Source organism: Actinomyces sp. ph3 (genome assembly GCF_000308055.1).
Lineage (GTDB): Bacteria > Actinomycetota > Actinomycetes > Actinomycetales > Actinomycetaceae > Pauljensenia.
Map to the genome: position 1 here is coordinate 634,329 of NZ_CAGY01000001.1, position 24,390 is coordinate 658,718.

Annotated in this window: 20 protein-coding genes and 1 tRNA gene; 5 read left to right on the forward strand and 16 right to left on the reverse strand. The window is 58.5% G+C overall.

The features are described from left to right. Window positions 1-56 precede the first annotated feature (56 nt). Entirely contained in the window at window positions 57-536 is a 480-nt protein-coding gene (greA, locus tag HGAS_RS02900; RefSeq protein WP_009408930.1) for a transcription elongation factor GreA, read from the forward strand. Window positions 537-638: 102 nt separating this feature from the next. On the opposite strand, the gene HGAS_RS02905 is transcribed toward greA, so the two are convergent. Then, on the reverse strand, window positions 639-2,123 hold the full coding sequence (locus tag HGAS_RS02905) for an AI-2E family transporter (protein WP_009408929.1): 1,485 nt from the start codon (window positions 2,121-2,123) through the stop codon (window positions 639-641). A 98-nt stretch (window positions 2,124-2,221) separates the two neighbouring features. On the opposite strand from HGAS_RS02905, the gene msrA reads away from it, so the two are divergent. After that, window positions 2,222-2,848 (forward strand): peptide-methionine (S)-S-oxide reductase MsrA, encoded by a 627-nt coding sequence (gene msrA, locus HGAS_RS02910; RefSeq protein ID WP_009408928.1) that lies wholly within the window; start codon window positions 2,222-2,224, stop codon window positions 2,846-2,848. A 71-nt stretch (window positions 2,849-2,919) separates the two neighbouring features. Here msrA and HGAS_RS02915 read toward each other — a convergent pair whose 3' ends face one another. From HGAS_RS02915 to galK, 11 genes are all read right to left on the reverse strand, one after another. Then, a complete protein-coding gene (locus HGAS_RS02915; protein ID WP_019126420.1) occupies window positions 2,920-3,318 on the reverse strand; it encodes an FKBP-type peptidyl-prolyl cis-trans isomerase in 399 nt (132 codons plus the stop codon). A 261-nt stretch (window positions 3,319-3,579) separates the two neighbouring features. Then, the gene (locus HGAS_RS02920; protein ID WP_009408926.1) at window positions 3,580-4,542 is read right to left on the reverse strand and encodes a Bax inhibitor-1/YccA family protein; all 963 of its coding nucleotides are present in this window, start codon (window positions 4,540-4,542) and stop codon (window positions 3,580-3,582) included. 36 nt (window positions 4,543-4,578) lie between these two features. Beyond that, window positions 4,579-4,652: transfer RNA gene (locus HGAS_RS02925), tRNA-Leu, on the reverse strand. Window positions 4,653-4,660: 8 nt separating this feature from the next. After that, on the reverse strand, window positions 4,661-5,641 hold the full coding sequence (locus HGAS_RS02930) for a Ppx/GppA phosphatase family protein (protein ID WP_009408925.1): 981 nt from the start codon (window positions 5,639-5,641) through the stop codon (window positions 4,661-4,663). 30 nt (window positions 5,642-5,671) lie between these two features. Continuing rightward, the gene (locus HGAS_RS02935; RefSeq protein WP_019126421.1) at window positions 5,672-6,193 is read right to left on the reverse strand and encodes a DUF501 domain-containing protein; all 522 of its coding nucleotides are present in this window, start codon (window positions 6,191-6,193) and stop codon (window positions 5,672-5,674) included. A 168-nt stretch (window positions 6,194-6,361) separates the two neighbouring features. After that, a complete protein-coding gene (locus HGAS_RS02940) occupies window positions 6,362-7,135 on the reverse strand; it encodes an FtsB family cell division protein (RefSeq protein WP_019126422.1) in 774 nt (257 codons plus the stop codon). Window positions 7,136-7,285: 150 nt separating this feature from the next. After that, complete coding sequence (gene eno / locus HGAS_RS02945; RefSeq protein ID WP_009408921.1) at window positions 7,286-8,566, reverse strand: phosphopyruvate hydratase; 1,281 nt, start codon at window positions 8,564-8,566, stop codon at window positions 7,286-7,288. Window positions 8,567-8,788: 222 nt separating this feature from the next. Next, window positions 8,789-9,361, reverse strand: a complete 573-nt coding sequence (locus HGAS_RS02950; RefSeq protein WP_019126423.1) for a hypothetical protein — start codon at window positions 9,359-9,361, stop codon at window positions 8,789-8,791. A gap of 54 nt (window positions 9,362-9,415) precedes the next feature. Next, window positions 9,416-13,048 carry a transcription-repair coupling factor gene (mfd, locus tag HGAS_RS02955; protein WP_019126424.1) on the reverse strand — a complete coding sequence of 1,211 codons (3,633 nt, stop codon included), beginning with the start codon at window positions 13,046-13,048 and terminating at the stop codon, window positions 9,416-9,418. Beyond that, window positions 13,049-13,657, reverse strand: coding sequence for an aminoacyl-tRNA hydrolase (pth, locus tag HGAS_RS02960; protein WP_019126425.1), 609 nt, complete (start codon window positions 13,655-13,657; stop codon window positions 13,049-13,051). Window positions 13,658-13,737: 80 nt separating this feature from the next. Next, on the reverse strand, window positions 13,738-14,976 hold the full coding sequence (gene galK, locus HGAS_RS02965; RefSeq protein ID WP_019126426.1) for a galactokinase: 1,239 nt from the start codon (window positions 14,974-14,976) through the stop codon (window positions 13,738-13,740). 158 nt (window positions 14,977-15,134) lie between these two features. Here galK and HGAS_RS02970 point away from each other — a divergent pair, with 158 nt between their 5' ends. Continuing rightward, the gene (locus HGAS_RS02970) at window positions 15,135-15,677 is read left to right on the forward strand and encodes a 2'-5' RNA ligase family protein (RefSeq protein ID WP_009408915.1); all 543 of its coding nucleotides are present in this window, start codon (window positions 15,135-15,137) and stop codon (window positions 15,675-15,677) included. Between the two features lie 4 nt (window positions 15,678-15,681). Here the strand turns inward: HGAS_RS02970 and HGAS_RS02975 are convergent, their stop codons facing one another. Next, a complete protein-coding gene (locus HGAS_RS02975) occupies window positions 15,682-16,512 on the reverse strand; it encodes an exodeoxyribonuclease III (protein WP_019126427.1) in 831 nt (276 codons plus the stop codon). Window positions 16,513-16,652: 140 nt separating this feature from the next. Here HGAS_RS02975 and HGAS_RS02980 point away from each other — a divergent pair, with 140 nt between their 5' ends. Together HGAS_RS02980 and HGAS_RS02985 are read left to right on the forward strand one after the other, a co-directional pair. Continuing rightward, window positions 16,653-17,693 carry a zinc-dependent alcohol dehydrogenase family protein gene (locus tag HGAS_RS02980; RefSeq protein WP_019126428.1) on the forward strand — a complete coding sequence of 347 codons (1,041 nt, stop codon included), beginning with the start codon at window positions 16,653-16,655 and terminating at the stop codon, window positions 17,691-17,693. Window positions 17,694-17,756: 63 nt separating this feature from the next. Further along, window positions 17,757-18,794, forward strand: coding sequence for a cation diffusion facilitator family transporter (locus HGAS_RS02985; RefSeq protein ID WP_019126429.1), 1,038 nt, complete (start codon window positions 17,757-17,759; stop codon window positions 18,792-18,794). A 141-nt stretch (window positions 18,795-18,935) separates the two neighbouring features. Here HGAS_RS02985 and pgi read toward each other — a convergent pair whose 3' ends face one another. The 3 genes from pgi to HGAS_RS03000 all read right to left on the reverse strand — a co-directional run bounded on the left by pgi (window position 18,936) and on the right by HGAS_RS03000 (window position 24,385). Next, window positions 18,936-20,603, reverse strand: coding sequence for a glucose-6-phosphate isomerase (gene pgi, locus HGAS_RS02990; RefSeq protein ID WP_019126430.1), 1,668 nt, complete (start codon window positions 20,601-20,603; stop codon window positions 18,936-18,938). 42 nt (window positions 20,604-20,645) lie between these two features. Further along, window positions 20,646-22,940: a 6-phosphofructokinase gene (locus HGAS_RS02995; protein WP_019126431.1), complete on the reverse strand. Its 2,295-nt coding sequence runs from the start codon at window positions 22,938-22,940 to the stop codon at window positions 20,646-20,648. Between the two features lie 104 nt (window positions 22,941-23,044). Next, window positions 23,045-24,385: a dicarboxylate/amino acid:cation symporter gene (locus tag HGAS_RS03000; RefSeq protein ID WP_019126432.1), complete on the reverse strand. Its 1,341-nt coding sequence runs from the start codon at window positions 24,383-24,385 to the stop codon at window positions 23,045-23,047. Window positions 24,386-24,390: the final 5 nt, after the last annotated feature.

Consider the following 24,390-nt stretch of genomic DNA (forward strand, 5'->3'; position numbering starts at 1 on the left):
ATCTGTAGAGTCAAAGCACACGTCGATACTCATCGACACATGTCGGAGGCAAAGTAATGGCTGATACCCAGTGGCTGACCCAAGCCCAGTATGACAAGCTCCAGGCGGAGCTGACGGAGCGCGTCGAGGTACGCCGCCCCGAAATCGCACGTCTCATTGACGCCGCGCGCCAAGAAGGCGATCTGCGCGAGAACGGCGGTTACCACGCTGCGCGCAACGAACAGTCCTTGAACGAGACTCGCATTCAGAGCTTGGAAGAGATGCTGCGTAATGCGCAGGTCGGCGAAACTCCTGCCGATGACGGCGTTGTTGAGCCCGGAATGGTTGTGACCGCCATGGTTGCTGGCCGCGAACAGAAGTTCCTTCTGGGCTCACGTGACGCCGGCGGCGACCTTGGCGTGCAGGTCTTCTCCTCGCAGGCTCCGCTGGGCGCTGCGGTCATCGGACACCGCAAGGGCGACACCCTGACCTACGAGGCCCCCACGGGCCGTATGATCGAGGTCGAGATCCTCGACGCCACGCCCTTCGAAGGCTGAGTCCGCAGTCGGCCAGGCCCGCGCGGCCTCGCCCCTCAATCAACGCGAAGCGGGTCCCACCAACCGGTGGGACCCGCTCTTGCATATGCGGCTAAGGAAGCCTTACGCCTCCACGTGGGGCATCGGAGGCGCCCCCGACTTCTGCTTCTCATCAGCCGACGTTTCCTCCCGGGTCGCGTCGCCCTCCGACTCGACGCGGGCCTCGACGTGAAGATCCACGGACGCCACGACCTCGTCCTCGCTCGACTCCGCGCGAGCCACGTAGGGACGCGTGTCGGGCTTACCGGCGTAGGAGGCTGCGATCTCCTCCTCGAGGGCGCCGGGAGGACCACCCGGGCGATCCGACGCAGTCGCGAGCTCGGGCATCGGGTCATACCCGTGCAGGTACATGACGGTCGCATTGATGAACGCCGCAATCGGCACCGAGAAGACCGCACCAGCGATACCAGCGATCGCCGAACCCGCGGTGATGACGAGCATGACGGCGACGGGGTGCAGGGACACCGCGTTCGACATCATGAAGGGCTGCAGAATGTTGGATTCAACCTGCTGGACGACCAGGATGATCACCAGCATGATGATGGCCTTCGTCAGGCCACCGTTCACGGCCGCCACCAGCACCGCGATGACACCGGACGTCAGAGCACCCAGAATGGGCACGAACGCGGCGAAGAAGGTGATGACACCGATCGGGATGGCCAGGGGCACGCCCAGGAAGAACGCGCCCAGCGCGATACCGATCGCGTCGATGGCCGCCACCTGGATCTGCGTGCGCACGTAGGAGCCGAAGGTCGCCCAGCCGCGGATTGCGCTCTCATGAACGGGAACGCGGGCGGGGGCGGGCAGCAGGCGCACACACCACAGCCAGATCGAGCGCCCCTCCTTGAGGAAGAAGAACAGACAGAAGAGCATCGTCAGGCCGGAGGTCGCCAGCGTGCCCACTGACGATGTGATGCTCAGGGCGCCGGTCGCCAGCGTTTCCTTATTGCTATTCAGCCAGTTCACCAGCTCGGAACCCAGCTGCTCGGCCACATTCGTCAGGACGGTCGTGTCCATCTTGAGAGGGCCGTCCTGCAAGAACTCGTTATGCGCAATCGCGTCAAGCAGCTTGCGGAAGCCGTCCGCGGCCTCCGAGGCCAGCTGCGGCACCTGCTGGATGAGTTCGGCGGCAGCCTGGCTCAGTGCACCAGCAACGACAGCGAAAAAGACCAGCAGGCCGACGGTTGCGGCCAGTGACGAGGGAAAGTGCAGGCGGCGGCGCATCCAGGAGACGAGGGGTTCGAGAAGCGCCGCCACCGTCAGCGCGATCGCGACCGGCATGATGACGATCGTCAGGCGCGCGATGCCCCACAGCACAGCCAAGACCAGGCCGGCGACGACCAGAGTGCGCCACGAGAATGCCGCAGCCACGCGCAGGGTGCGCGGGACGGCCACGGCGACATCGCGCTCGTCTTCGCGCTCCTCGCGTACCGACACCATGACGGGAGCGGGCGTGGGTTCGTCAGTGTGCTTCGCGGGCAGCGCCGCAGAAAGCCTGCCCATGAGGTCGGATAGTTTCCAGCGCGGCTGTTCCTGAGTATCGGCCACGGTCCCTCCTTTTCATTCTTCCCTAAGCGTACCCCCCACTCCCCCATTTCCGTTCGCGCACCGCGCCATGTGCGCACACGAAGCGCATACTGTCAGATATGAGAAATATCTTCACGCTCGCGCAGACGGATGTTCATCCCACAACGCACGCGGTCCTTGGGTCGAACATGAGGGCCGAGGCCGGGACAGGCCAGGAGGTCATCTACCTGGCCGCAGGGTGTTTCTGGGGCGTCGAGAAGGCCCTGTGGAATACACCCGGCGTCGTCACCACGGCGACGGGCTACATGGGCGGGCATTCGCCCAACCCGACGTACGAGCAGGTGTGCTCACATTCGACGGGTCACGCGGAGACCGTGCGCGTCGTCTTCGATACCGCGCTCACCAGCGCTGCTGACCTGGTTCGGCTCTTCTTTGAGATCCACGATCCCACGCAGGTGGGCGGCCAGGGCAATGACATCGGCGACCAGTACCGCTCTGCGATCTGGACGACCACTGAGAGCCAGCTGCACGATGCGATGGCTCTGCGAGCTGCCTACCAGGAGGTGCTCACCGAACGGGGATTCGGCCCGATCCAGACCGACATTTCTGCCGCACCCGACGGGGACTCCACCGCGCGCTTCTGGTACGCGGAGGACTACCACCAGCAGTACCTCTTCAAGAACCCGGGCGGCTACGAGTGCCACGCACGCACGGGCATCGCGTGCCCGGCGCTCCCCCACAAATAAACGGGTACTGCGAGCATAGGACGGGGCGGGTCGGCACGAATGTGCCGACCCGCCCCGCATTGGCGATGAGATCAGTTCACGCCGAGGATGTCGGTGACGAACACGAGGGTCGCGCCGCCGGGGATGCCCGCCTGCGGGACGCCACGCTCGCCGTAGCCGAGTTCAGCGGGGATGGACAGCAGGACGCGGTCGCCCACGCGCTTGCCCACGAGGCCCTCATCCCAGCCGGGGATGACCATGCCGACGCCGATCTGGAAGCTCAGGGGTGCGCCGCGATCATAGGAATTATCGAAAACATTGCCATCCCATACCTGACCCAGGTAGTGGCAGTGGATCGTATCGCCGGGTTCAACAACCTGGCCATCACCCTCATGAAGAACCTCAACCAGCAGTTCATCGCTGGGGGTCGAATCGGTAAATTCCAGAGTGGGCTTGCGGCCGAACTCGCCGCTGACGTTCATGTTTTCCATGCTTCCTCCTTGGGGAATCACAGTGGGGAAAAATGGTGACGCTCTAGTTAAACATTCCCACAACCCAGGCGCGCGAGATAGGATACGCGATCCCTAAATTGCACAAATGTTCCCAAAGATCAACCTAGATTCACTGGACAAACAGGCATATTCATACTTCAACGCAGCATTCGATGGTCAGCGGAAGAATGCACCGCGCATAGGAAAGGAGCCGCCTCTATGTGAGAGCGGCCCCTTTCAAACGTTAAACGTCAAACGAGCTTATCGACGATCCAGAATTGCCAGGATGCGCAGGATCTCCATGTACATCCAAACAACCGTCACCATGATGCCGAAGGCGCAGTACCATGCGAACTTTGCGGGAGCGCCTCGTTCGACGCCCTGCTTCACGGTATCGAAATCACTAATGAGGCTCATCGCCGCAAGGAAAACAGCAACCACCGAGACAACGATTCCCAGCGGAATACCCATGATGTACATCGAATCAATGGGCGCCATCAAGCCAAAGGCAACCAGCACTGCATTTGCAATGCGGGTGATCAGCAGGCCGAAGATACCAATCAGCGTGAACTTCATGAGCTTGGGCGAGTTGCGGACCTTGCCCGAGGCAAAAAGCACCAGGGTCAGGCCGGTAACCACAACGCTTGCGATAAATGCCTGAGCGACGATACCCGGGTATTCCATTTCCATGACGGCCGAAATGGCACCCAGCATGAGTCCTTCAGCAAAGGCGTAGGCGATGATCAGTGCGGGTCGGATGGTCTTGGAGAAAATATTGACCATAGCAAGAATGAAGGCAACCACGCCGCCAATAACGGCAAGACCGAGTCCCAGAAGCGGACTTGTCAGCGTCAGAATCCATGCCGGAGCTGCGCCCAAAAGCAGGACCAGGAAAGTGATGCCCGTCTTGATCAGCGCATCATCGTAGGTCATGCGACCGCGGTCAACGGCATCTGCAGAGGGCGCCTGGTATGCGGCTTGCATATCGGCGTAGGCCGAAGGATCAACCGCCGGGGCCCCGCTTGGCGCACCGTAGGGGTTCTGCGCAGAGGTTTGCGCCGAGGCCTGCTGCTGAGCATAGGGGTAGCGCTGCGGGTCCAGCACTGTTGTTCCAGAAGGCTGAGCATTCGTTGGCTGGTAGCCGGGCATGGTCGGGTAGCCAGCGGGAGTCGAATCAGCGCGCGACCAATCGCGCTCCATCTTTGAGAACACAGGGTTTGACATGTTAGTTTCCTTTCCCTCGGTTCCTGTTCTATTGAGTACCCCCAGTCGGACTCGAACCGACAACACACCGATTTTAAGTCGGTTGCCTCTGCCAATTGGGCTATGGGGGCACAGCCCACTATCGACGATTGAGCATCGAAAGTGCGATACCGTCAAGGATATCGTGTTCTGAGACCAACGCGCCCGCGATTTCGTGTCCGCTACTCTCACAGCGAAGAGTCACTCGATCCATGACACGCTTCCAAATGAGCGCTCCGCCTGCAATAACGTCAGCACGCCCCTCAGGCATAAAGCCCAGAGCGGCCTTCACAGCAAGAGGTTGCTCAAGCATAAAACGCACAGAGGAATCGGTGGCCTCGTGGCTCAAGAAAGCACCGTCAATCTTTTCGGGCTGGTAGGAACTCAAACCCAAAGCATGCGCAGCAATCGTCGTGATGGTGCCGGCGACACCAACTACGGCGCGGACCGAAGAAAAATCAACGACCTCCTCGGCCTCGTCAAGGCGAGCATCAATCCACTCACTTGCCTGCGCCTGCACCCCGTCGGGAATCGGTTGGTCACTGGCGCAAGAAGCGAAGAACTTCTCCGTCACGCGGACGGAGCCCATATCTGCCGAATAAGCCTCGGTAACTCCCTTTCCCAAAGTTCCCACGACCATTTCGGTCGATCCCCCACCGATATCAACAACAAGTACCCTGCCGCGTTCTTGGCCAACGACGCCACTGGCTGCACCGGCGAAGGAGAGAGCGGCTTCCTCGGTTCCGGGAACGACCTCGGGATAAACGCCAAGGATTTCCTTCACAGGTTCAATGAATTCATCGCGGTTCTCCGCATCGCGCATTGCAGAGGTTGCAACAAAACGAATCTCTTCGGCTTCGAGATTGTCAATCATGCGCTTGTACTCACGCACTGCGGCAAGTGTCCGCTCGATCGCCTCGGGAGCCAGTCGTCCCGTTCGATCAACGCCCTGCCCGAGGCGCACAATGCGCATCTGGCGCGTCAAATCGCCCAGCGCAATGGCATCGCCCTTAAGCACGCCATCGGCCACTAGAAGTCGAATTGAGTTTGTTCCACAGTCAATTGCCGCTACCCGCGTCATGATCTCATTCTTTCTTAGTCGTATTGTCAGTCAGCAGGTGCAGGCGGCCGTGTCCCACAGTCCGCGCTCACGCATCATATCCAGCGCGCGATCCCCGATCGGATTCACGCCGCGACCAGCAGCCAAGGCATGTCCAACCAGTGCGTGCAGGCATTTGACGCGGGTCGGCATTCCGCCAGCAGAGACCCCATGAATTTCTGGCACATCAAGTTTCAGCTGCGCGCCCAATTCCTCGCGCGCTGCGATGTAGGCCTCATGGGCATGCTGATAGGCCGCGCGCAGTTCCTCGTCTTCGGCAAGGTCCTGGTTGAATTCCTCCATCACCTTGGTTGCTTCCAAGGTCGAGCACGCACGGACAGCGCCGGGGCTAGTCAGATAGAAAGTCGTGGGGAAAGGCGTTCCGTCTTCAAGGCGAGGCGCGGTTGCCACGACTGTGGGTTTTCCACACACGCAGCGGGCTGCAATCCCAACAACGCCGCGCGGAACGCGTCCCAATTGTTCTTCAAGGACCTGAAGATCGGCGTCGCTCGCCGGCGTAATGGCGCTCATCATTCCTCACCTTTCGAATAAACCCGGTTTATTTTACTCGATCACGGGCAGATGACGGCAGTAAGCCCAATGAAAAAAGACACGAAATGGGCTGCCACCTGCACAGTTCACCCGGGATGAATATGCCCACTTTACGAGGCCGTCCGCCCGGTGTGAACGCTGAAGAAGAAGTTAATTTCCCGACCCCTGCGAGCTTGGGGTTTGCGAGGCGCCACCACCCTGCTCCGTACCGGCCGTTTCGCTGGGCTGGGGAGTCTGACTGGGAGAGGTCGAAGAATTGCCTCCCGCAGTCTGCGCGGTTTGGATATTCCCCGTTGGGTGGTCTGCCTCTTCGACGGTGAGCGAAAAAACCTGGATCCACGGGCGGGCCGGCCCAGCTTCACGCGCGGCGGCAACCTGAGCCTGATCCTGATAGTCCTTACCCGGATCAAGAACCGAATACTGAGTTTCTCCGGGTTTCACGTAGCCCAAACGCTCGCGCGCCTGAGAAGCAATGTATTGCGGATTCGACCAAAGTTGAAGCTGCTGACGTTTGGCGTCGTTATCAGCTTGCGTCTGTTGAACCTTATTTTTGATCGCAGACAATTCGCGTTCTTGGCTCCACAGCTGCATAAATGAGGGAACCAGAAGAAGGGCAAGGAGAGCACCCAAAAGAAGAAGTCCCAAGATCCTCAGAGAGATTTCGATACCACCAAAGGACAGGGAGGCAGGGCGCTGCGCTGTTGCAGACGCAGAAGTACGCGTCCGGGCCGCTCGCTCTTCCTTCCTTCCGCCTTGCGGGCGAGAAGAGCTCGCTGAAGTCGAGGCCTGGGAGCCTGGCGCAGAAGAACGCAGAGGATTTCGACTTCCTTGCCGAGGCCGCCGTTGCGCATCGGGCTCAGAGACGCTGCGCCGCCTGCGGGCGCTTGGAACGACCGGTCGTCCCTTTTTCGGTTTCTGAGCCATGTCCCTATGGTGCCTTACATCGGGCACTCGGGTCGACTCTAAAACTCGCGTGGTAGCAAATGAGGGACGGATCGCAAAATGAAGGGTGGGTGACGATTTCTCGTCACCCACCCTTATTCACGCTTCTAGGAGCGTGTCAGTGCGTTCTTCTCAGAAGGAAGCGCGGGGGAAGGAGGAACGACCCGCGTACACTGCTGCATCGTCGAGATCCTCTTCGATGCGCAGGAGCTGATTGTACTTCGCGACGCGCTCGGAACGAGCCGGAGCACCGGTCTTGATCTGACCGGAGTTGGTGGCAACTGCGAGGTCAGCAATGGTGGTGTCCTCGGTCTCGCCGGAACGGTGCGAGGTCATGGAGCGGTAGCCGTTGCGGTGTGCCTCTTCCACGGCGTCCAGGGTCTCGGTCAGCGAACCGATCTGGTTCACCTTGACCAGCAGTGCGTTTGCTGCGTGCAGCTCGATACCCTTGCGCAGACGCTCGGGGTTGGTGACGAAGAGGTCGTCGCCAACGAGCTGGACGCGGTTGCCGATTTCTGCGGTCAGTGCGGTCCATGCATCCCATTCGTCTTCCGACAACGGGTCTTCGATGGAGACCAGCGGGTAGTCGCGGATGAGCTTCTCGTAGTAGGAAACCATGTAGTCGGTCGAGCGGCCTTCGCCTTCGAACTGGTACAGGCCGTCCTTGAAGAACTCAGAGGAAGCAACGTCCAGTGCGAGTGCAACATCGGTGCCGGGCTTGAAGCCAGCCTTCTCGATGGCCTCGATGATCAGGTCCAGCGCAGCGGCGTTGGAGGAGAGGTTCGGCGCGAAGCCGCCCTCGTCGCCCAGACCGGTAGACAGACCGCGTTCCTTGATGACTGCCTTGAGGGTGTGGTAGACCTCTGCGCCCCAGCGGAGGGCTTCACGGAAGGTCGGTGCGCCCAGAGGAGCAATCATGAACTCCTGGATGTCAACGTTGGTGTCTGCGTGAGAACCACCGTTGAGGATGTTCATCATGGGAACGGGAAGGATGTGAGCGTTGGGGCCACCCAGGTAACGGTACAGGGGCAGGCCTGCGGACTCAGCTGCAGCCTTTGCAACAGCAAGGGAGACACCGAGAATTGCATTGGCGCCGAGCTTGCCCTTGTTCGGGGTGCCGTCCAGCTCGATCATGATCTCGTCGATACGACGCTGATCGGATGCGTCTTCGTCAATGAGTTCGGGGGCGATGATCTCGTTCACGGCGTCAACGGCGTCTTGAACGCCCTTGCCCTGGTAACGACCCTTGTCGCCATCACGACGTTCAACGGCCTCGAATGCACCGGTGGATGCACCAGAGGGAACTGCTGCGCGCTCAAAGGTGCCGTCTTCAAGGACGACCTCAACCTCGACGGTGGGGTTACCGCGGGAATCAAGGATCTCGCGAGCTCCGATTGCTTCAATGCTTGCCACGTTAATTCTCCAATCGATTAACTACGTGACTACTGTCGTGTCTAACGCTAGTACATTCGAAGCTCAAGCAGAACTGCTACACCCATACACCGCTGCATATTCATGACGGCATTCATTCGTTATTTGGCGGAAATTAGACATAGGTCCCCATAAATGCCGTATCGCCCACCCCGAAGGGTGGGCGATACATCACATTTAGACGATCGATCAGTCTTCGTCGAGCTACCGCTGTGCTCCACTATTGGCGCGGATGACGTCAGCGAAAACACCTTGAGTCAGCGAACCACTTTGCGGATCCAAGGTGCCGTACCGGGGGTTGATTTCAACCTTGGTTGTCTGGATCGTGTTTGCCAATTCCGCATTCGCCTGGGCCAATTGCTCTTGAGACATCCCAGAAGAGCGCAGCTTCTGCTGGGCGATCGAGTTCTTAATGATGGTCTTCAGCAAAGGGCTGGGATTCGTAATGGGCGTGCTCTTCCCACCACGCTGAACAACTTCTTGTCCCATCTCAGCAAGGCTGTCAGTGATTTCCTGGTCAGAGACCGTGATGCCGTTCTTCTCGGCAACCTTGCCGATGGCCAGGTTCTGGTTCAGAGTCGGAAGCAACCGTGAGGCATCGACATCTTGACCAAGCAGCCCACTGAGCTGCTGACTGGTCAAGCTCACATCGGCTTCACTGATACGCGTATCTCCAACGATTGCGGCGGTTCCCGGGTGAGCAGAGCAAGCTCCGAGTCCCAAACCACACACGGCAAGAAGGATCGCGGCCTTTGATGCGCGCGCACGTGAAACCATGAAAATATCCTCCGGTTCTTTCACTTCGTAGTCAGTGTCAGTGTAGCGCTCTCATCAGCGCTTTGAAGCCACGGTCGGATTCAGAACCTTTGTCAGAAGGTTCTCGATCCATTCAATCAAGGCGTGATCGGTCAAAGGTACTCCCCCAACCCGCGCCGTCATGGGGAGAGGAACCAAAAGCTGGCGAACCGCAGCTTTAACGACACAACCGGGGTACAAACGCTTCAGACGAAGCGCCTGAGATTCCTTCAATTCGATCGGGTGAATACGCAGGTACTTGCCCTGTGTGGCGACTTCGTCGATTCCGATCTGTCGAAGAAGAGCACGTAGGCGCGCAATTTCGAAGAGCAAGTCCACCTGAGGCGGAATGGGCCCGTAGCGGTCTGTAATTTCATCGCGCAGGTCCTTTTCCTGCTCACTGTTTTCCACCGCAGCGATCTTGCCGTAGACCTCCAAACGCAAGCGTTCTGCGGAAATATAGCTTTCGGGAATATGCGCATCAACGGTCACGTCTAGGCGCAGGTCTTTCTTCTCTTCCTTGCGTTGCCCCTTGAAGGCCGCAACCGCATCGGCAACCATCCGGACGTACAGGTCAAAGCCCACGCCTTCGATGTGTCCAGATTGAGCGCCTCCCAGAAGGTTACCGGCGCCTCGGATCTCAAGATCACGCTGGGCAACGGCAAGCCCCGCCCCCAGATCAGCGTTCTGGGCAATCGTTTGCAGCCTTTCGTGGGCGGTTTCTGAAAGCGGGCGATCCGAGGGATAGAAGAAGTACGCATAAGCGCGCTCGCGGCCTCGGCCCACACGCCCACGCAACTGGTGCAATTGGGACAGACCAAAGGTATCCGCGCGGTCCACGATCAATGTATTCGCATTGGAAATATCCAGGCCGGTTTCCACGATGGTCGTACACACCAGCACGTCAAAATCGTGGTTCCAGAAATCAACGATGACGCTTTCCAACTGATGTTCGTTGAGTTTTCCGTGAGCGACCCTAATTCGCGCCTCGGGAACAAGCTCTTGAATATGTGCTGCGACCGAAGAAATCGAATCCACGCGGTTGTGGACGTAGAAAACCTGCCCATCGCGCAGGAGTTCCCTGCGAATCGCTGCACTAACCTGCGCATCGGTGTGGGCACCCACAAAGGTCAGGACGGGCTGTCGTTCTTCGGGAGGAGTCTGGAGGATCGACATTTCACGAATACCCGAAACCGCCATCTCCAAAGTTCTGGGAATAGGCGTTGCCGACATCGAGAGAACATCAACATCCGCGCGCAACGCCTTAAGCGTTTCCTTGTGTTCAACGCCAAAACGCTGTTCCTCATCAATGATGACCAGACCCAAGTCTTTGAAAGCAACGGCACCGCTGAGCAGGGAGTGGGTACCAATCACCAGGTCCACTCCTCCCGAGGCCAAGCCTTCCTTGACTTTCTCTGCTTCCTTCGGCGTTGAGAAGCGCGAGAGGGTACCGATCGTCACCGGGAATCCCGCGTAACGCTCCGCAAAAGTTTCCGCATGTTGTTGAACCAGAAGGGTCGTTGGAACCAGTAGCGCGACCTGTTTCCCGTCTTGAATCGCCTTAAAAGCCGCGCGCACTGCAATTTCGGTCTTTCCATAGCCAACATCGCCCGTCAGTAGACGGTCCATGGGCATCGGCTTTTCCATATCCGCCTTGACTTCGTCGATAGTGACCAGCTGATCGGGAGTCTCGACGTAGGGGAAGGAATCTTCCAATTCACGTTGCCAAGGGGTATCTGGACCGAAGGCATGCCCCTTCGTCGCCTGACGGACGGCATACAGACGGATGAGCTCTTGCGCGATTTCCTTAACAGCTTTGCGCGCCTTAGCTTTTGTTTTCTCCCAGTCGGCACCGCCCATCTTGGTCAGTGCGGGCTGATCAGAGCCGGTGTATTTCGAGATCTGATCCAGGCTATCTGTGGGGATGAATAGCCGGTCTCCGGGCTGGCCGCGTTTCGAGGGCGCGTATTCCAAGACCAGGTAGTCCCTGGTCACCTGGCCATCACCGCGTCCAACGGTTCGGGACACCAATTCAATGAAGCGCCCAATGCCATGCTGGTCATGGACGATGTAGTCGCCCGAATGCAGGCTGAGCGGGTCAACACCCTTGCGTCGCCGCGAGGGCATCTTGCGCATATCGCGAGTCGTTGCACCAACTCGCCCAGAAAGATCCGATTCAGAGATGATCGCCAGTTTCAGATCCGGCGCGACGAAGCCCTTCGTGCGGGGAGCCGCCACAACATCAAGAACCGATGAATCCTGCGTGGGATCGATTTCTTGAACAATTCGGCTTCCGATTCCCGCATCGGTTGCAATCGAATACAAACGCCGTGCCGGACCTTCACCTTCTGCGGCCAAGATAAGCGTCCATCCGCTGCGAATAAGCGTTCGAATATCCTCAAGTGCGCGAGTGTAGTCCCCTCGGTAGGGGCGAACATCGCGCGCACCAAGCGCCACCAAGGTATCCGACACGATGACCGAGTGCGCTTCCTTTTTGAGCAGCGCTCCCGATGCGACATCGCTTTCGGCCTCTTCCCCGAGGCCGTGGGAATTCTTGGCCATGGCCTCGGCAAGTTCAGCCGGGGGAAGCGCCGTCAGTTCCCACCACGGGCGTCCCTGCGCTCCCCAAATTTCCTCTAGGGGAATGAAAGAGGCATCGCCCGCCTCGAGAGGGACCGCTCCCCCACCTGCGGCCTGTGACCATGCGGCAGAGAGAAATTCTTCGGTAGTTGCAACCAAGTCAGCGCCGCGAGCGCGAATACGTTCGGGATCGATTGCGACAAATAATCCGCCCGCGGGGATTAGGTCGAGGAAGGAATCCATTCCACCGACAAGGATCGGTGCCAAAGATTCGAGGCCGGGAGCCGCAATCCCCTGAGAGGCAAGCTCGAGGATCTCTGCGGCGCCAGGTAGGCGATCCATCTCGCTACGGGCCTTTGCACGAACTTGCGGCGTCAGCAGTAATTCGCGGCAGGCAACAGCCCAGACACCCGAATCAACAACTCCCAATGTTCGTTGATCTGACAGTGAGAAGGCGCGGATCTCATCGACCTCATCCCCCCACAATTCGATACGCAGGGGGTGCGCTTCCTGAGGTGGGAAAACATCGAGAATGCCACCGCGAACCGAGAACTGTCCGCGCTGCTCAACCATATCGACGCGCGTATAACCCAGGTTTTCAAGCTCCCTGGCAAGGTTGGGCAGATCGACGATATCCCCGGCTTTGACACGTACGGGGGCGCGGTCCGCGATCCCGTGAATGATGGGCTGCATGAGAGCGCGAACGGGGATGACAACGACATTCAGCGCCCCGGCATGTTCGTCTCCCGATTGCGGGTGGATCAGACGACGTAGGACGGCAATTCTTTGCGCCATGGTGTCGACTTGTGGCGACAGGCGCTCATGAGGAAGCGTTTCCCATGAGGGAAAAACCTCGACGTCTTCAACCCATGCGCGCAGAGCGCTTGCGGTTTCTTCTGCTTCACGTCCCGTAGGAACGACGACGTAAATTGTCTTATCCCGGCGTTGAGCCATCGATGCGATCAGAGGAATGCGCGCACCCGCAGGAGCAACAACACATCCTGATTCACCGTGATCGATGGATTCAAGGACGCGATGAAGCGCCTCATCCTGAGCAAAGACGGGAAGAAGAGCAGAAAACTGTGGCACTTAGGCTCCCTGACGCGTGTGCAGGCGCTGCTGCGCCTCACTGAAACTGGTGGTCACAATATCTTCGACAACATCAGCGGCCTGGGCGATGGTGACGGCTAGGTCATCAAGCTCGCTGCCATTCATCCGCGCTAAGACGTAGTCAGCAGGATTCATACGTCCCGACGGACGTCCAATCCCGATACGTAGGCGGTTGTAGTCTTTTGTCCCCAGTACCTGGGAGATCGACTTCAAGCCGTTGTGCCCACCTTCGCCACCGCCTGTCTTCAAGCGCAATGAGCCAGCCGGAAGGTCCAGATCATCGTGGACAACCAGAAGATGTGAGGGATCAACATTCATGAACTTTGCAAGGCGACCAATGGGGCCGCCGGAGGTGTTCATGTAGGAATCGCTGGTTGCGACAATAACGCGGGGTCCGGGGATCCCTCCGGGGAGCATTCCCAGCCGAATATCCGCACAGTGGGTTCCCGAGCGGTGTGAACTGAGCTGCACTCCCGCATTGTGGGCAAGAAGATCGATGAGCATATGGCCGACATTGTGACGGGTATTGGCGTACTGCGCGCCAGGGTTACCCAGGCCGACAACCATCCAGGGATCCGTTGAAGTCATAGAACGATTGTGCCACCCCCTTCCTGCATCTGCGTCCAGGAAAGAGGTGGCACACCTCGCTCATGCGTCAATCAGAGGAATCAGAGTTTGCCGGCCGGCTCGGAAGGTACAGCGACAATGAATGCCGGGGCATCCAATCCACGTTCGCTATAAGCCTGCGCGACCGCCTGTGCGGTTTCCTCTAGGCGCTCGCGGTCAACAAGCGCAATTGCACTTCCACCAAAGCCACCACCGGTCATCCGCGCTCCGTAGGCCCCGGCTGCTCGCGCGGCGTCAACGGCAACGTCGAGCTCCAGGCACGACACCTCGTAATCATCGCGCAGTGAGTCATGCGAATCATTCATGAGGGCGCCGACAACTTTGAGGCGCTCTCCCTCAAGCGGCCCCTCTTTAAGGAGCTCAATAAGGGCGCGGGTGCGCGCAATTTCAGAAACAACGTGACGCATACGCTTGATCAAGCGCTCATCACTCAAAGCTTGAGTGGCAGCCTCGAGGTCCTCGACGTCAACAAGCTGATCAACGCCCAACTGGCGTGCGGCCTCTTCACAATCGGCACGACGCTGACCATACTGCCCGTCCGCGAGTGAATGAGCAGCACGGGTATCAATGACCAGTAAAGCAAGCCCTTGCGATTCCAGATCGAAAGGAATGTGCTCAACACTCATATCTCGACAATCCAGTGCCAGCGCGTGTCCGCTTTGGCAACGCAGTGAAGCAGTCTGGTCCAGGCCGCCGGTGTTCGCGCCTGCGATCTGATTTTCTGCCATGCGAGCACACTCGACAAGTATTGTTCGACCGGCGTCATTGGGCTGGCTCACGTTTCCAGCCAGACCCAGCCCCTCGGCCTCGTCGATCGCAACAGCCATCGCGCACTCAAGCGCAGCCGAGGATGAAAGCCCGCCACCGCGGGGCACGCACGAGTAGAGCGCGGCGTCGAAACCATGAAGCGGACCGTACCCCGATTTCTCAAGGGCCCAGGCAACGCCAGAAAGATACGCGGCCCAGCCGCTTACTTCGCCCTCGCAGCCGCGCGGAGCAATGCGGTCTAGGTCCAACTCATCGACGGCCTCGCGAGTCTGGGGCGAGACCAAGCGCAACAAACGGTCTTCGCGGGGGGCATAGGCAATGAATGCCCGATGCGGCAGCGCGATTGGCAAGCAGGGACCACCGTTGTAGTCGACGTGCTCACCAATGACGTTGACACGCCCAGGGGCAGACCAGACATCTTGGGGCTGGTAGCCAAAAGTTTCTTCAAAGAGCTGAGCAGCTAGTTTGCGTCCTTCTTCGGCGCTTAAAGCCGCTGACCATGACAGTTCCACGTGCACACTTCCTTGGGTGTTTCAAACTCGTACACTACCGACAAGCCTAGCCTATTCAGGCAGTTCTCTACGCAACGATCTTTGCCAGCTCAATGTGCTTCGGACCCCTACGTCCATGTACCATGAGCAGGTTCCTATTCCCCATTTCAGGTAGTTCAATGTATCTTCCACAGCGCTTACCGGGCCAAGAATGGCTGGGCGTTGTTATTGCCCTGCCTGAACCATGGGTAAGCGTTCTTACCGATATCCGCGTAAGCCTTGGGGATGATCAGGGTACGAAAGTGCCCGCGCACATCACGATTCTTCCGCCAACAGCGGTGGATATGGAACGTCGCGAGGAAGTGATCGAACACCTTCGCGGCGTCGCTCAGCGTTACACGCCTTTCCGCGTCACCCTGGGAGACACCGGCACTTTCCGTCCCGTTTCTCCCGTGGTTTACCTTTCCCTTGCCGAGGGCGAGCGCGAGTGCACGATGTTGGCCGAAGATATTCGCTCGGGTCCCTTGGATGCACCCGCACGCTTCCCCTATCACGCTCACGTGACCCTGGCGCAGGGTGTCTCCGACGCGCTCCTTGATCGCGCAATGAGTTTGGGCCCCTGCGACGAGGCCTCGTGGATGGTTCCCGGATTCCGCTTAGATCGCGTGGATGAGAACGGCGTTTACTCCTCCATGGCCCTCTTTGATTTCGAGAGCGCCTGAGTTCTTAGAGTTCGTAGCTCACCGAAAGTGGGGCGTGGTCGCTCCAGCGTTCCTCGTACGAGGCCGCACGGCCGATTGAGAAAGACTGAGCCTTTGCAGCCAGTGCGGGTGTTGCGAACTGGTAATCGATGCGCCAACCGGTGTCATTGGTAAATGCCTGACCGCGCTGGGACCACCAGGTGTAGGGTCCCTGAACATCTCCAGCAAGGTCGCGCATGACGTCGTGCCACCCCGCGTCAAGCCACTGATCAAGGAATGCAATTTCCTCATCGAGTACGCCCGCACGCTTATTGTGGTTTGACGTCCAATTCTTAATATCGGACCTGGTGCGAACGATATTGAAATCTCCAGCCACAACGGTTCCCAAGACGTCCGGAGAACCCGCTTCGGCCTCGGAAAGAAGCTCTCCCATGCGCTGACCAATGCGCGGAAGGTGAGCCATCTTCGCGTCCTGCTTGGGGGTGTCTTTTTCGCCCGAGTGGAAGTAGGCCGAAACAACGCGGACGCGCCCCGCCTTGGTTTCAACCACTGCTTCTAGCCAGCGTCCCGAATCGACATCGGTTTCCTGATCATCAAGAAAAAGGCGCGGTTCTCCACTGATATGAGCGCTATCCTTGCGTACTGCGACTGCAACGCCAGCGCGTCCCTTAATTCGGCAGGGAAGAATGATGCTTTCCCACGAATCACCCAGCAGTTCGGTGGCGATCTCTTCATCTGCACGGACTTCTTGGAGAAGAAGAACATCACAGGGGTTGGCGTCGAGCCACTCCATCATGCCCTTGCGGTGTGCGGCGCGGATTCCGTTGACATTAACGCTGGTAACAGTGAAAGCCATGGGCTTCAGTGTACTTGCTTACGAATCAGCAGGCTGAGAGAGCAATCTTTGCCTTCAGTGAAATCGCACTCTATCAACTGCAGACCCAGCTATTTACGAACTAGCGTTATGGGCACAGATCCTTCTACCCAAGGAGAGTCATGCGCGCTGTAGTCATGCACGAACCCGGCAACGTCACCGTCGAAGACATGCCGATGCCATCCATCCTGGAACCCACTGACGCCATCATCAAGCTGGCGGCCACGTGCATCTGCGGCTCGGACCTGTGGCCTTACCGCGGTGCTCAGCCCGTCCACGAACGGCGCATGGGCCACGAGTACGTCGGCACGGTCACAGAGGTTGGCTCCGCCGTCACAACCGTCAAGCCCGGCGACTTCGTCGTCGGTTCCTTCTGCATTTCCTGCGGTGAGTGCGAAATCTGCCGCGCCGGATACCCCTCGCGCTGCGCGACCGCCGCCGCCCAAGGAGATCCTTTCGTCGGCACGCGCGCGGGCGGCACCCAGGCCGAGTACGCTCGCGTGGCCCTCGCGGACGGCACCCTGGTAAAGACGCCCGCAGCCCCCACACCCGAGCAGCTTCCCTCGCTCCTAGCTGCTTCCGACGTCCTCGGCACCGGCTGGTTTGCCGCCGACGAGGCCGGGGCCGCCCCCGGGAAGACCATTGTTGTCGTGGGCGACGGTGCCGTGGGCTTGGGTGCGATCATCGCTGCCAAACAGCTGGGCGCGTCCCGTATCATCGCGATGTCGCGCCATGCGGATCGTCAGGCACTGGCCCGCACATTTGGCGCAACCGACATTGTCGAAGAGCGCGGTGAAGAGGGCATCGCACGCATCAAGGAAATGACCGACGGCCTGGGCGCTGACGGCGTCGTCGAGGCGGTGGGCAACGAAGCATCCTTCGACCAAGCTCTGGGCTGCGTGCGCCCCGGTGGCCACCTGTCATTCGTGGGCGTTCCCCACGGCGTCTCCCTAGACATGAGTCGCATGTTTAGTGCGGAGGTGCACATGTTCGGCGGTCCCGCTGCCGTGCGCAAGTACCTGCCGACCATGATTGATCTGATCTACCGCGGTGAGATCAACCCGGGTGCCGTCTTCGACTTAGTCCTGCCGCTTGAGCAAGCCGCCGAAGGTTATTCCGCAATGGACGAGCGCCGCGCAACAAAGGTGATGTTGACACTCTAATCACCAGCTCCGTCAACTCTCAGCGCCCTGTCTTCAGTCAAGACAGGGCGCTATGCTTGCCTCATGCGTTCTTCACTCACTCCTTCTCCCCAAGACGAACATCTGGCGGCTCCGTGTGTACCCGGGGTGAAGGAAGATCCCTGTGCAGAGTCACTGAACACCATTGACGGACGCACTGAATCCACAACGCATTCCCACGGTCACGATCATTCGCACGGACATGCTGCCTCTCGAAAGAGGCTTGCGATTGCGCTGGCAATTACAGGGACGATTTTCATCGCAGAACTTGTTGCCGCTTTCTTCACATCTTCTTTGTCTCTTGCGGCCGATGCCGGACACATGGCGGTTGATTCTGCCGGGCTCGTCATCGCTTTTATCGCGACAACGCTTGCTTTGCGTCCCCGCGATAACCGGCGGACATGGGGATGGGCACGATCGGAAGTTCTTGCCGCAGCCTTCCAAGCTGGCATGTTGGTCATCATCAGTCTTTTGGTTGCGGTTGAAGGCATTCAGCGCTTGCTCTCCCCCGTTGAGGTCCATGCAACACCCATGCTGTGGGTTGGAATTTTAGGTTTGGTGGCGAACGCGCTCTCACTCTTGGTCCTGATCGGTGGACGCCACGCTTCGCTCAATATGCGCGCTGCCATTCTTGAAGTGGCCAATGATGCCTTGGGGTCCCTGGCGGTCATCATTGCTGCAATCGTTGAATTGATCGGCGGATGGAATCGCGCAGATGCCGTGGCCTCGATCTTCATCGCACTGCTTATGGCTCCGCGAGCCTGCATGCTACTACTTCGCACTCTGCGAATTTTGATGGAGGAAGTGCCCGAGGAAATCGATCTTGCACAGGTCCGCCAGCACATGCTCTCGATTCCCTTGGTCGAGGAGGTCCATGACCTTCACGTGAGCTCAGTGGCTTCGAACCTCATCACCGTCACCGCACATATTGAGGTTGCCGAGGCCGTCACCGCCAGCCAACGAGACCAGATCATTCACTCACTGAACGAATGCGCGATGCACCATTTCCCCGTTGAAATCGCGCACTCAACCTTCCAGGTCGAATCAATCTCTCACGCACAACACGAGCATCTTCAGCACTAAAACCTTTTCGGCTCTACGCCCTCCACTTCTCCCAAGCTGCTCAGGGACAGACACCCACACGGCACTGTGCGCGCATAAGCGAGGGCCGCAGCCACTGCCTCGGCAATGACCACGGCCCCCAGACGCGAACTTAGTTCAATGTCAGCGGTTCGCGCGGTAGAACTCGATGAGCGAACGAGTTGAGGAATCCTGTTGGTCCAAGACCGCCTGATCGCCCTCGATCGCGGGAAGAATCTGCTTGGCCAAAACCTTGCCCAGCTCAACGCCCCACTGATCGAAGGAATCCAGTCCCCAGACCGCACCCTCGACGAAAGTGATGTGCTCATAGAGCGCAATGAGCTGTCCCAAAACCGAAGGGGTCAGCGCGGGCGCCATAATCGAGGTCGTGGGACGGTTGCCTGTGAAGACACGGGCAGAAACCAGTTCTTCTGCAGTGCCTTCAGCGCGAACCTCTTCTGCGGTCTTACCGAAAGCCAAGGCCTTGGTCTGAGCGAAGAAGTTCGACAAGAACAGCTCGTGCATATCGGCATCAGCGTCGCGAATCGGCCACGAAGGCTGAGCGAAGGCAATGAAATCTGCGGGAACCATGCGGGTTCCTTGATGAATCAGCTGGTAGAAAGCATGCTGACCATTCGTTCCGGGCTCACCCCAGAAGACCTCGCCGGTGTCATAGAAGACCGGGCTTCCATCGCGACGCACGGACTTGCCATTCGACTCCATGGTGAGCTGCTGCAGGTATGCGGGGAAACGGTGCAAGTACTGCGAGTACGGGAGCACTGCATGGGTGTCCGCACCCAAGAAGTTTGAATACCAAACGTTGAGCAAGCCCATGATAAGCGGAACATTATCCTTGGGCGCTGCCGAAGCAAAATGCTGATCGATCGTGCGCATGCCTCCAAGGAATTCCTCGAAGTGCTCAGGACCGATCGCGATCGCCAGGGAGGTTCCAATTGCAGAATCTACCGAGTAACGGCCGCCAACCCAGTTCCAGAAACCGAAGGCGTTTGCCGGATCGATACCGAATTCTGCGACCTTGTCCAGCGCGGTCGAGACAGCAACGAAATGCTTGGAAATTGCTTCCTTTTCTTGTTCGGGGTCATCGCCGATGACACCCTTTTCACGCAGCGACTTCAAGAACCAGTCACGAACCGCATGGGCGTTGGTGATGGTCTCCAAAGTGGTGAAGGTCTTCGAGGCTACGATCACCAGAGTGGTTTCGGGATCCAGATCCTTGGTGGTCTCTCCCACGTCGGTCGGGTCGATATTGGAAATGAAACGGCATTCCAATCCCTCTTGGACGTAGGGCTTCAAGGCTTCGTATGCCATGACGGGACCCAGATCAGAGCCGCCAATACCCACGTTGACAACGGTTGCGACACGCTTACCGGTGACGCCGAGCCATTCTCCGCTGCGCACACGGTTGGCGAAGGAGTAGACGCGATCTAGAACCTCGCGAACATCTGCAACGACATTGCGTCCGTCAACGATCAGTTCCTCACCGGGAGCGCGACGCAGCGCGGTGTGGAGGACCGAACGGTTCTCAGTGACATTGATGCGGTCACCACGAAGCATGGCATCACGAAGAGGAAAGACCTCGGTCTGATCTGCCAGTTCAAGAAGCTGATTGAGAGTCTCTTCGTTAATCAGATTCTTGGACAGATCGATGTACAGGTCCCCGACTTTCTTCGTCCACTTCTGGGCGCGCTCTGGGTCTTGCTGGAACCAGCTACGCAGATCGGGGTTGAACACTTCTGCATGCTCATCCAGTGCTGCCCAAGCGGGGGTTGTCGTCGGGTCAATTGCGCTCATCGTGCTTTCTCCTGATGATCGACGGTCACGGGAATTTCCCGCTTAGTGATTAAAGCTTTCTGCTTGCATGATAGTCACCGGCTCGAGCTCTCGCGGCTGGGACTGCATGGACACTGCGGTGAGAATCGGGCGAAGATCAAGCCACCACTGATCGAAGGGGCGACGATTTGCCATGTCCAAATCGTCAAACATTCGATCTACCGGACGGACCTGGATTGTATTGCCCACGTCGCCGATGTAGACAGCCTGCGAACGTCCCTGCGAGAACTGGCTGTCCAATTCACCCAGAGCGGCAAAGACTAAGCGAGTCGCAAGAAGGCGGTCATAGGGGCTGGGAGCACCGCCCTGCTGGAGGTGTCCAAGCGCAGAGGAACGGACGTCGTAGAGCCCGTCACTTTCGGCCTCGAAAACATTCGCAAGGAACTCACGGTTGTAATGCGCGTCTGCTTCCTCGTTCACAACGACAAGGAATAGACGGCGACCGGCCTCGAAAGTTTCACGCAGGCGGTGCGCATCCTCGTCAATCTCTGCCAGGGTCGTGTTTTCCTCATTCAAATAGGCGTATTCGGCGCCCGAGGCGATTCCTGACATGAGCGTGAGGTAGCCGCAGCGTCGCCCCATGAGTTCTGCGACGAAGCAGCGCTTGGAGGCAGCCGCGCTTTCCTTAATACGATCCAATGCCCACACAGCATTATTCAGTGCGGTATCGGTGCCAATCGCCAGTTCAGCGCCGGGAAGGTTATTGTCGATCGAGGCTGGAATCAGAACGATGGGAATACGGAAAGCCGGGTAGCGATCGAGCTCCGAGGTCATTTCCTTGACGGCCAGGTATGCATTAAGACCACCGACCACCAAGAGGGCGTCAATTTCATTGCGTTCGATTGCGCGTCCCAAGGCGTAGTACTCGTTCACTGAGGGAACGGGGCGGCGCGTTCCAAGTTCAGCACCACCGTGGAATGCCCATCCTTCAACGTCATCCCACGTCAGCTCGCGAACCTGATTATCAGCAAGACCTGCCCAAGAGCCCTCAATGCCAAGCATGGTCCAGCCCTTGGCGATACCAAGCCTGACGGCGGCGCGCGCAGCAGTATTCATTCCCGGAGCAAGACCGCCTGCGTGGATGATAGCCACGCGCTTAGCGGATCCGCTGGGGGGATTCTCTGCCAGCGTCGGAGGCGTCGACAGGAGCTGGTTAATTCCAACCATCGCGGTGAAGGAGCGTCCACGCGCTGCCTGCGCGGCTGCAAAGTCCCCAGCCTTGATAAGGTCTTTGACGCCTCGAGTCTGATGGACTGCTTCCATGAGCGGAATTCGGGTCACCCGATTATGGCGGACACCCAAAATTGTCGCTACATCAGGATCAGCTGGGTTCAAGATCTCTTGGACTGCGGCAAAGCCCAAGAGTGTGGACATCCAACGGTCATACGCGGAAGGAACGCCGCCTCGTTGAACGTGACCGAGGATGGTGATTCGCGCATCCTCTCCGGTACGTTCTTTGAAGGCATCAGCGATGTCTTGAGAGGAAATGGGGTTACCCGCGCGGTCGGTAGCGCCTTCGGCAACGATGATGATGGATTCACGTCGTCCTGCAGCACGCCCTTCTTTCAGACGCTCGACCATTTCATCTTCCCAGCCATCACGTGCCGGATCCTCGGGAGTGAAGACATAGTCAGCACCGCCGGCTACCGCTGACATGAGCGGTAGATACCCGCAGTGGCGTCCCATGACTTCGACAACAAAGGTGCGCTGATGCGAGGCTGCAGTCGAAGAAATCTGGTCGATGGCATCAACGATGCGATGGAGCGCGCTATCTGCCCCAATAGTCATATCGGTACCGACCATGTCGTTATCGATAGAGCCAACCAAGCCGACAATATAGAGGCGCTGGTGCAGCTGCGCTTGCTGCGCAGAGATAGCCCCTTCATCGACCAGTTCGCTGAGGTGTTGAGACCACTCGGTGCGGAACTCTTCCGTACCGGACAGCGAGCCGTCGCCGCCGATGACGACCAGGCGATCGATTCCCTTTTCAATCAGGTGCAAGGCTGCCGCGTGACGGCCTTCGTATTCACGAAATTCGGGGCAGCGAGCAGTCCCAATGACGGTTCCACCCTCTGCAAGGATTCCCGAGGCATCCGACCAGCTCATTTGGCGAATGGAAGCTCCGCCTTTAACTGCTCCCGCCCAACCGTCGAGGATTGCGTAGGGCTGAGCGCCACGTGCCAGCGCGGTGCGGACAACCGCACGAACCGCAGCGTTCATTCCTTGGGCATCGCCACCGGAGGTGAGGATACCAATCTTTACGGGCTCGGACGCGCTTGTGACACTCACTTGCTCCACGAGTCGTGCTCCATTTCCACAGTGATCATCGGTGAACAACTGCTTTAAGTCTATTGCTTAACGCACGCAGTTGCATCCACCCTAGATCCCGGGTGAAAAAACGTTCAGGAACGCGGGCTTTCGGTGATTGTTACGCCGTTCAAAGCCGCGGATTCCGCAAGTTCTTCCTTGGTCACAACACCCTCGACCGAAACCTTATGCAGGTAGGCCATACCGTCAAAGGCCAGCTCACGCGTGTGTTCGGAATCGCCCTCGGGACCCAGCTTGCCGCCGGTCAGACGGTCCATGATGATCGCGATCGCGCCATCACCCGTCACGTTCGTTGCGGTACCGAAGGAGTCAAGAGCAATGTAGGTGGCAATCATCAGGGCAACCGCAGAATCATCGAAGCCCAGCATCGACTGCAAGATACCGGTAGCGGCCATAATTGCGCCGCCGGGGACGCCCGGAGCCGCCACCATGGTGATGCCGAGCATGAAGATGAATCCGACCCACTGCGTGGTGGTCACGGTCATGCCCTGGGTGTAGACGATCGCAAAGGCAAAGGCGAAAATCTTCGAGGTTGAACCGGCCAGGTGAATCGTTGCACACAGAGGAATCGTGAACGAAGAAACAGCATCGGACACGCCATTCTTTCGGGTCTGGCGCAAGGTGACAGGAATCGTTGCTGCCGAGGACGAGGTTCCCAAAGCGGTCAGGTACGCGGGAAGCATGGTGAAGATGGCCTTGAAGGGGTTGACGCGACCAACCGCACCGGCAACAAAGTACTGCGTGAGCAGAATGACTACTTCCAGAATCAGAACAATGACAACTACGCGGATCAGGGTTCGCATGATGTGAACCGCTTCGCCGGTGTAGGTGAGGTTCAAGAAGATGCCGAAGATGTGCAGGGGAAGAAGAGGAACGATGATGTTCTCGATCAAGCGGGTGATGATCGCACGGAACTCAATAAAGCCCTTGCGCAGAACGCCCCGAGGCACCAAGGACAGGCCAATGCCGACGACGAAGGACAGCAAGAGCGCGGTCATCACACCAACGACCGGAGGCATTTCGATGGTGAAGTAGGTCTTGAGGACTTCCTTCGGAGTTTCGACCTGAGTCAGCTGCCCAACAAGAACCTTCGGGAAGAAGTAGGCGCACACTCCGTAGGTCAGGAAGCCTGCAAACATTGTCGAGGCGTAGGCGAGAGCCGCAGTCAGACCCAGCCAGTGGCCTGCACCCTTACCCAGGTCAGCGATTGCCGGGGTCACCAGGCCGATGATGATGAGCGGAATTGAGAAGGACAGGAACTGCCCGAAAATAGTAGAGAAAGTTACGAAGACATCGCCCAGTGCCGACGGCATAATGTGGGAATCACCAATAGTGACAGATCCCAGAACCAATGCCAGAACGATCGCTACCAGCACCCAGATCAGGATGCCGCTCTGTTCAAGAAACTTTCTCATTGCTC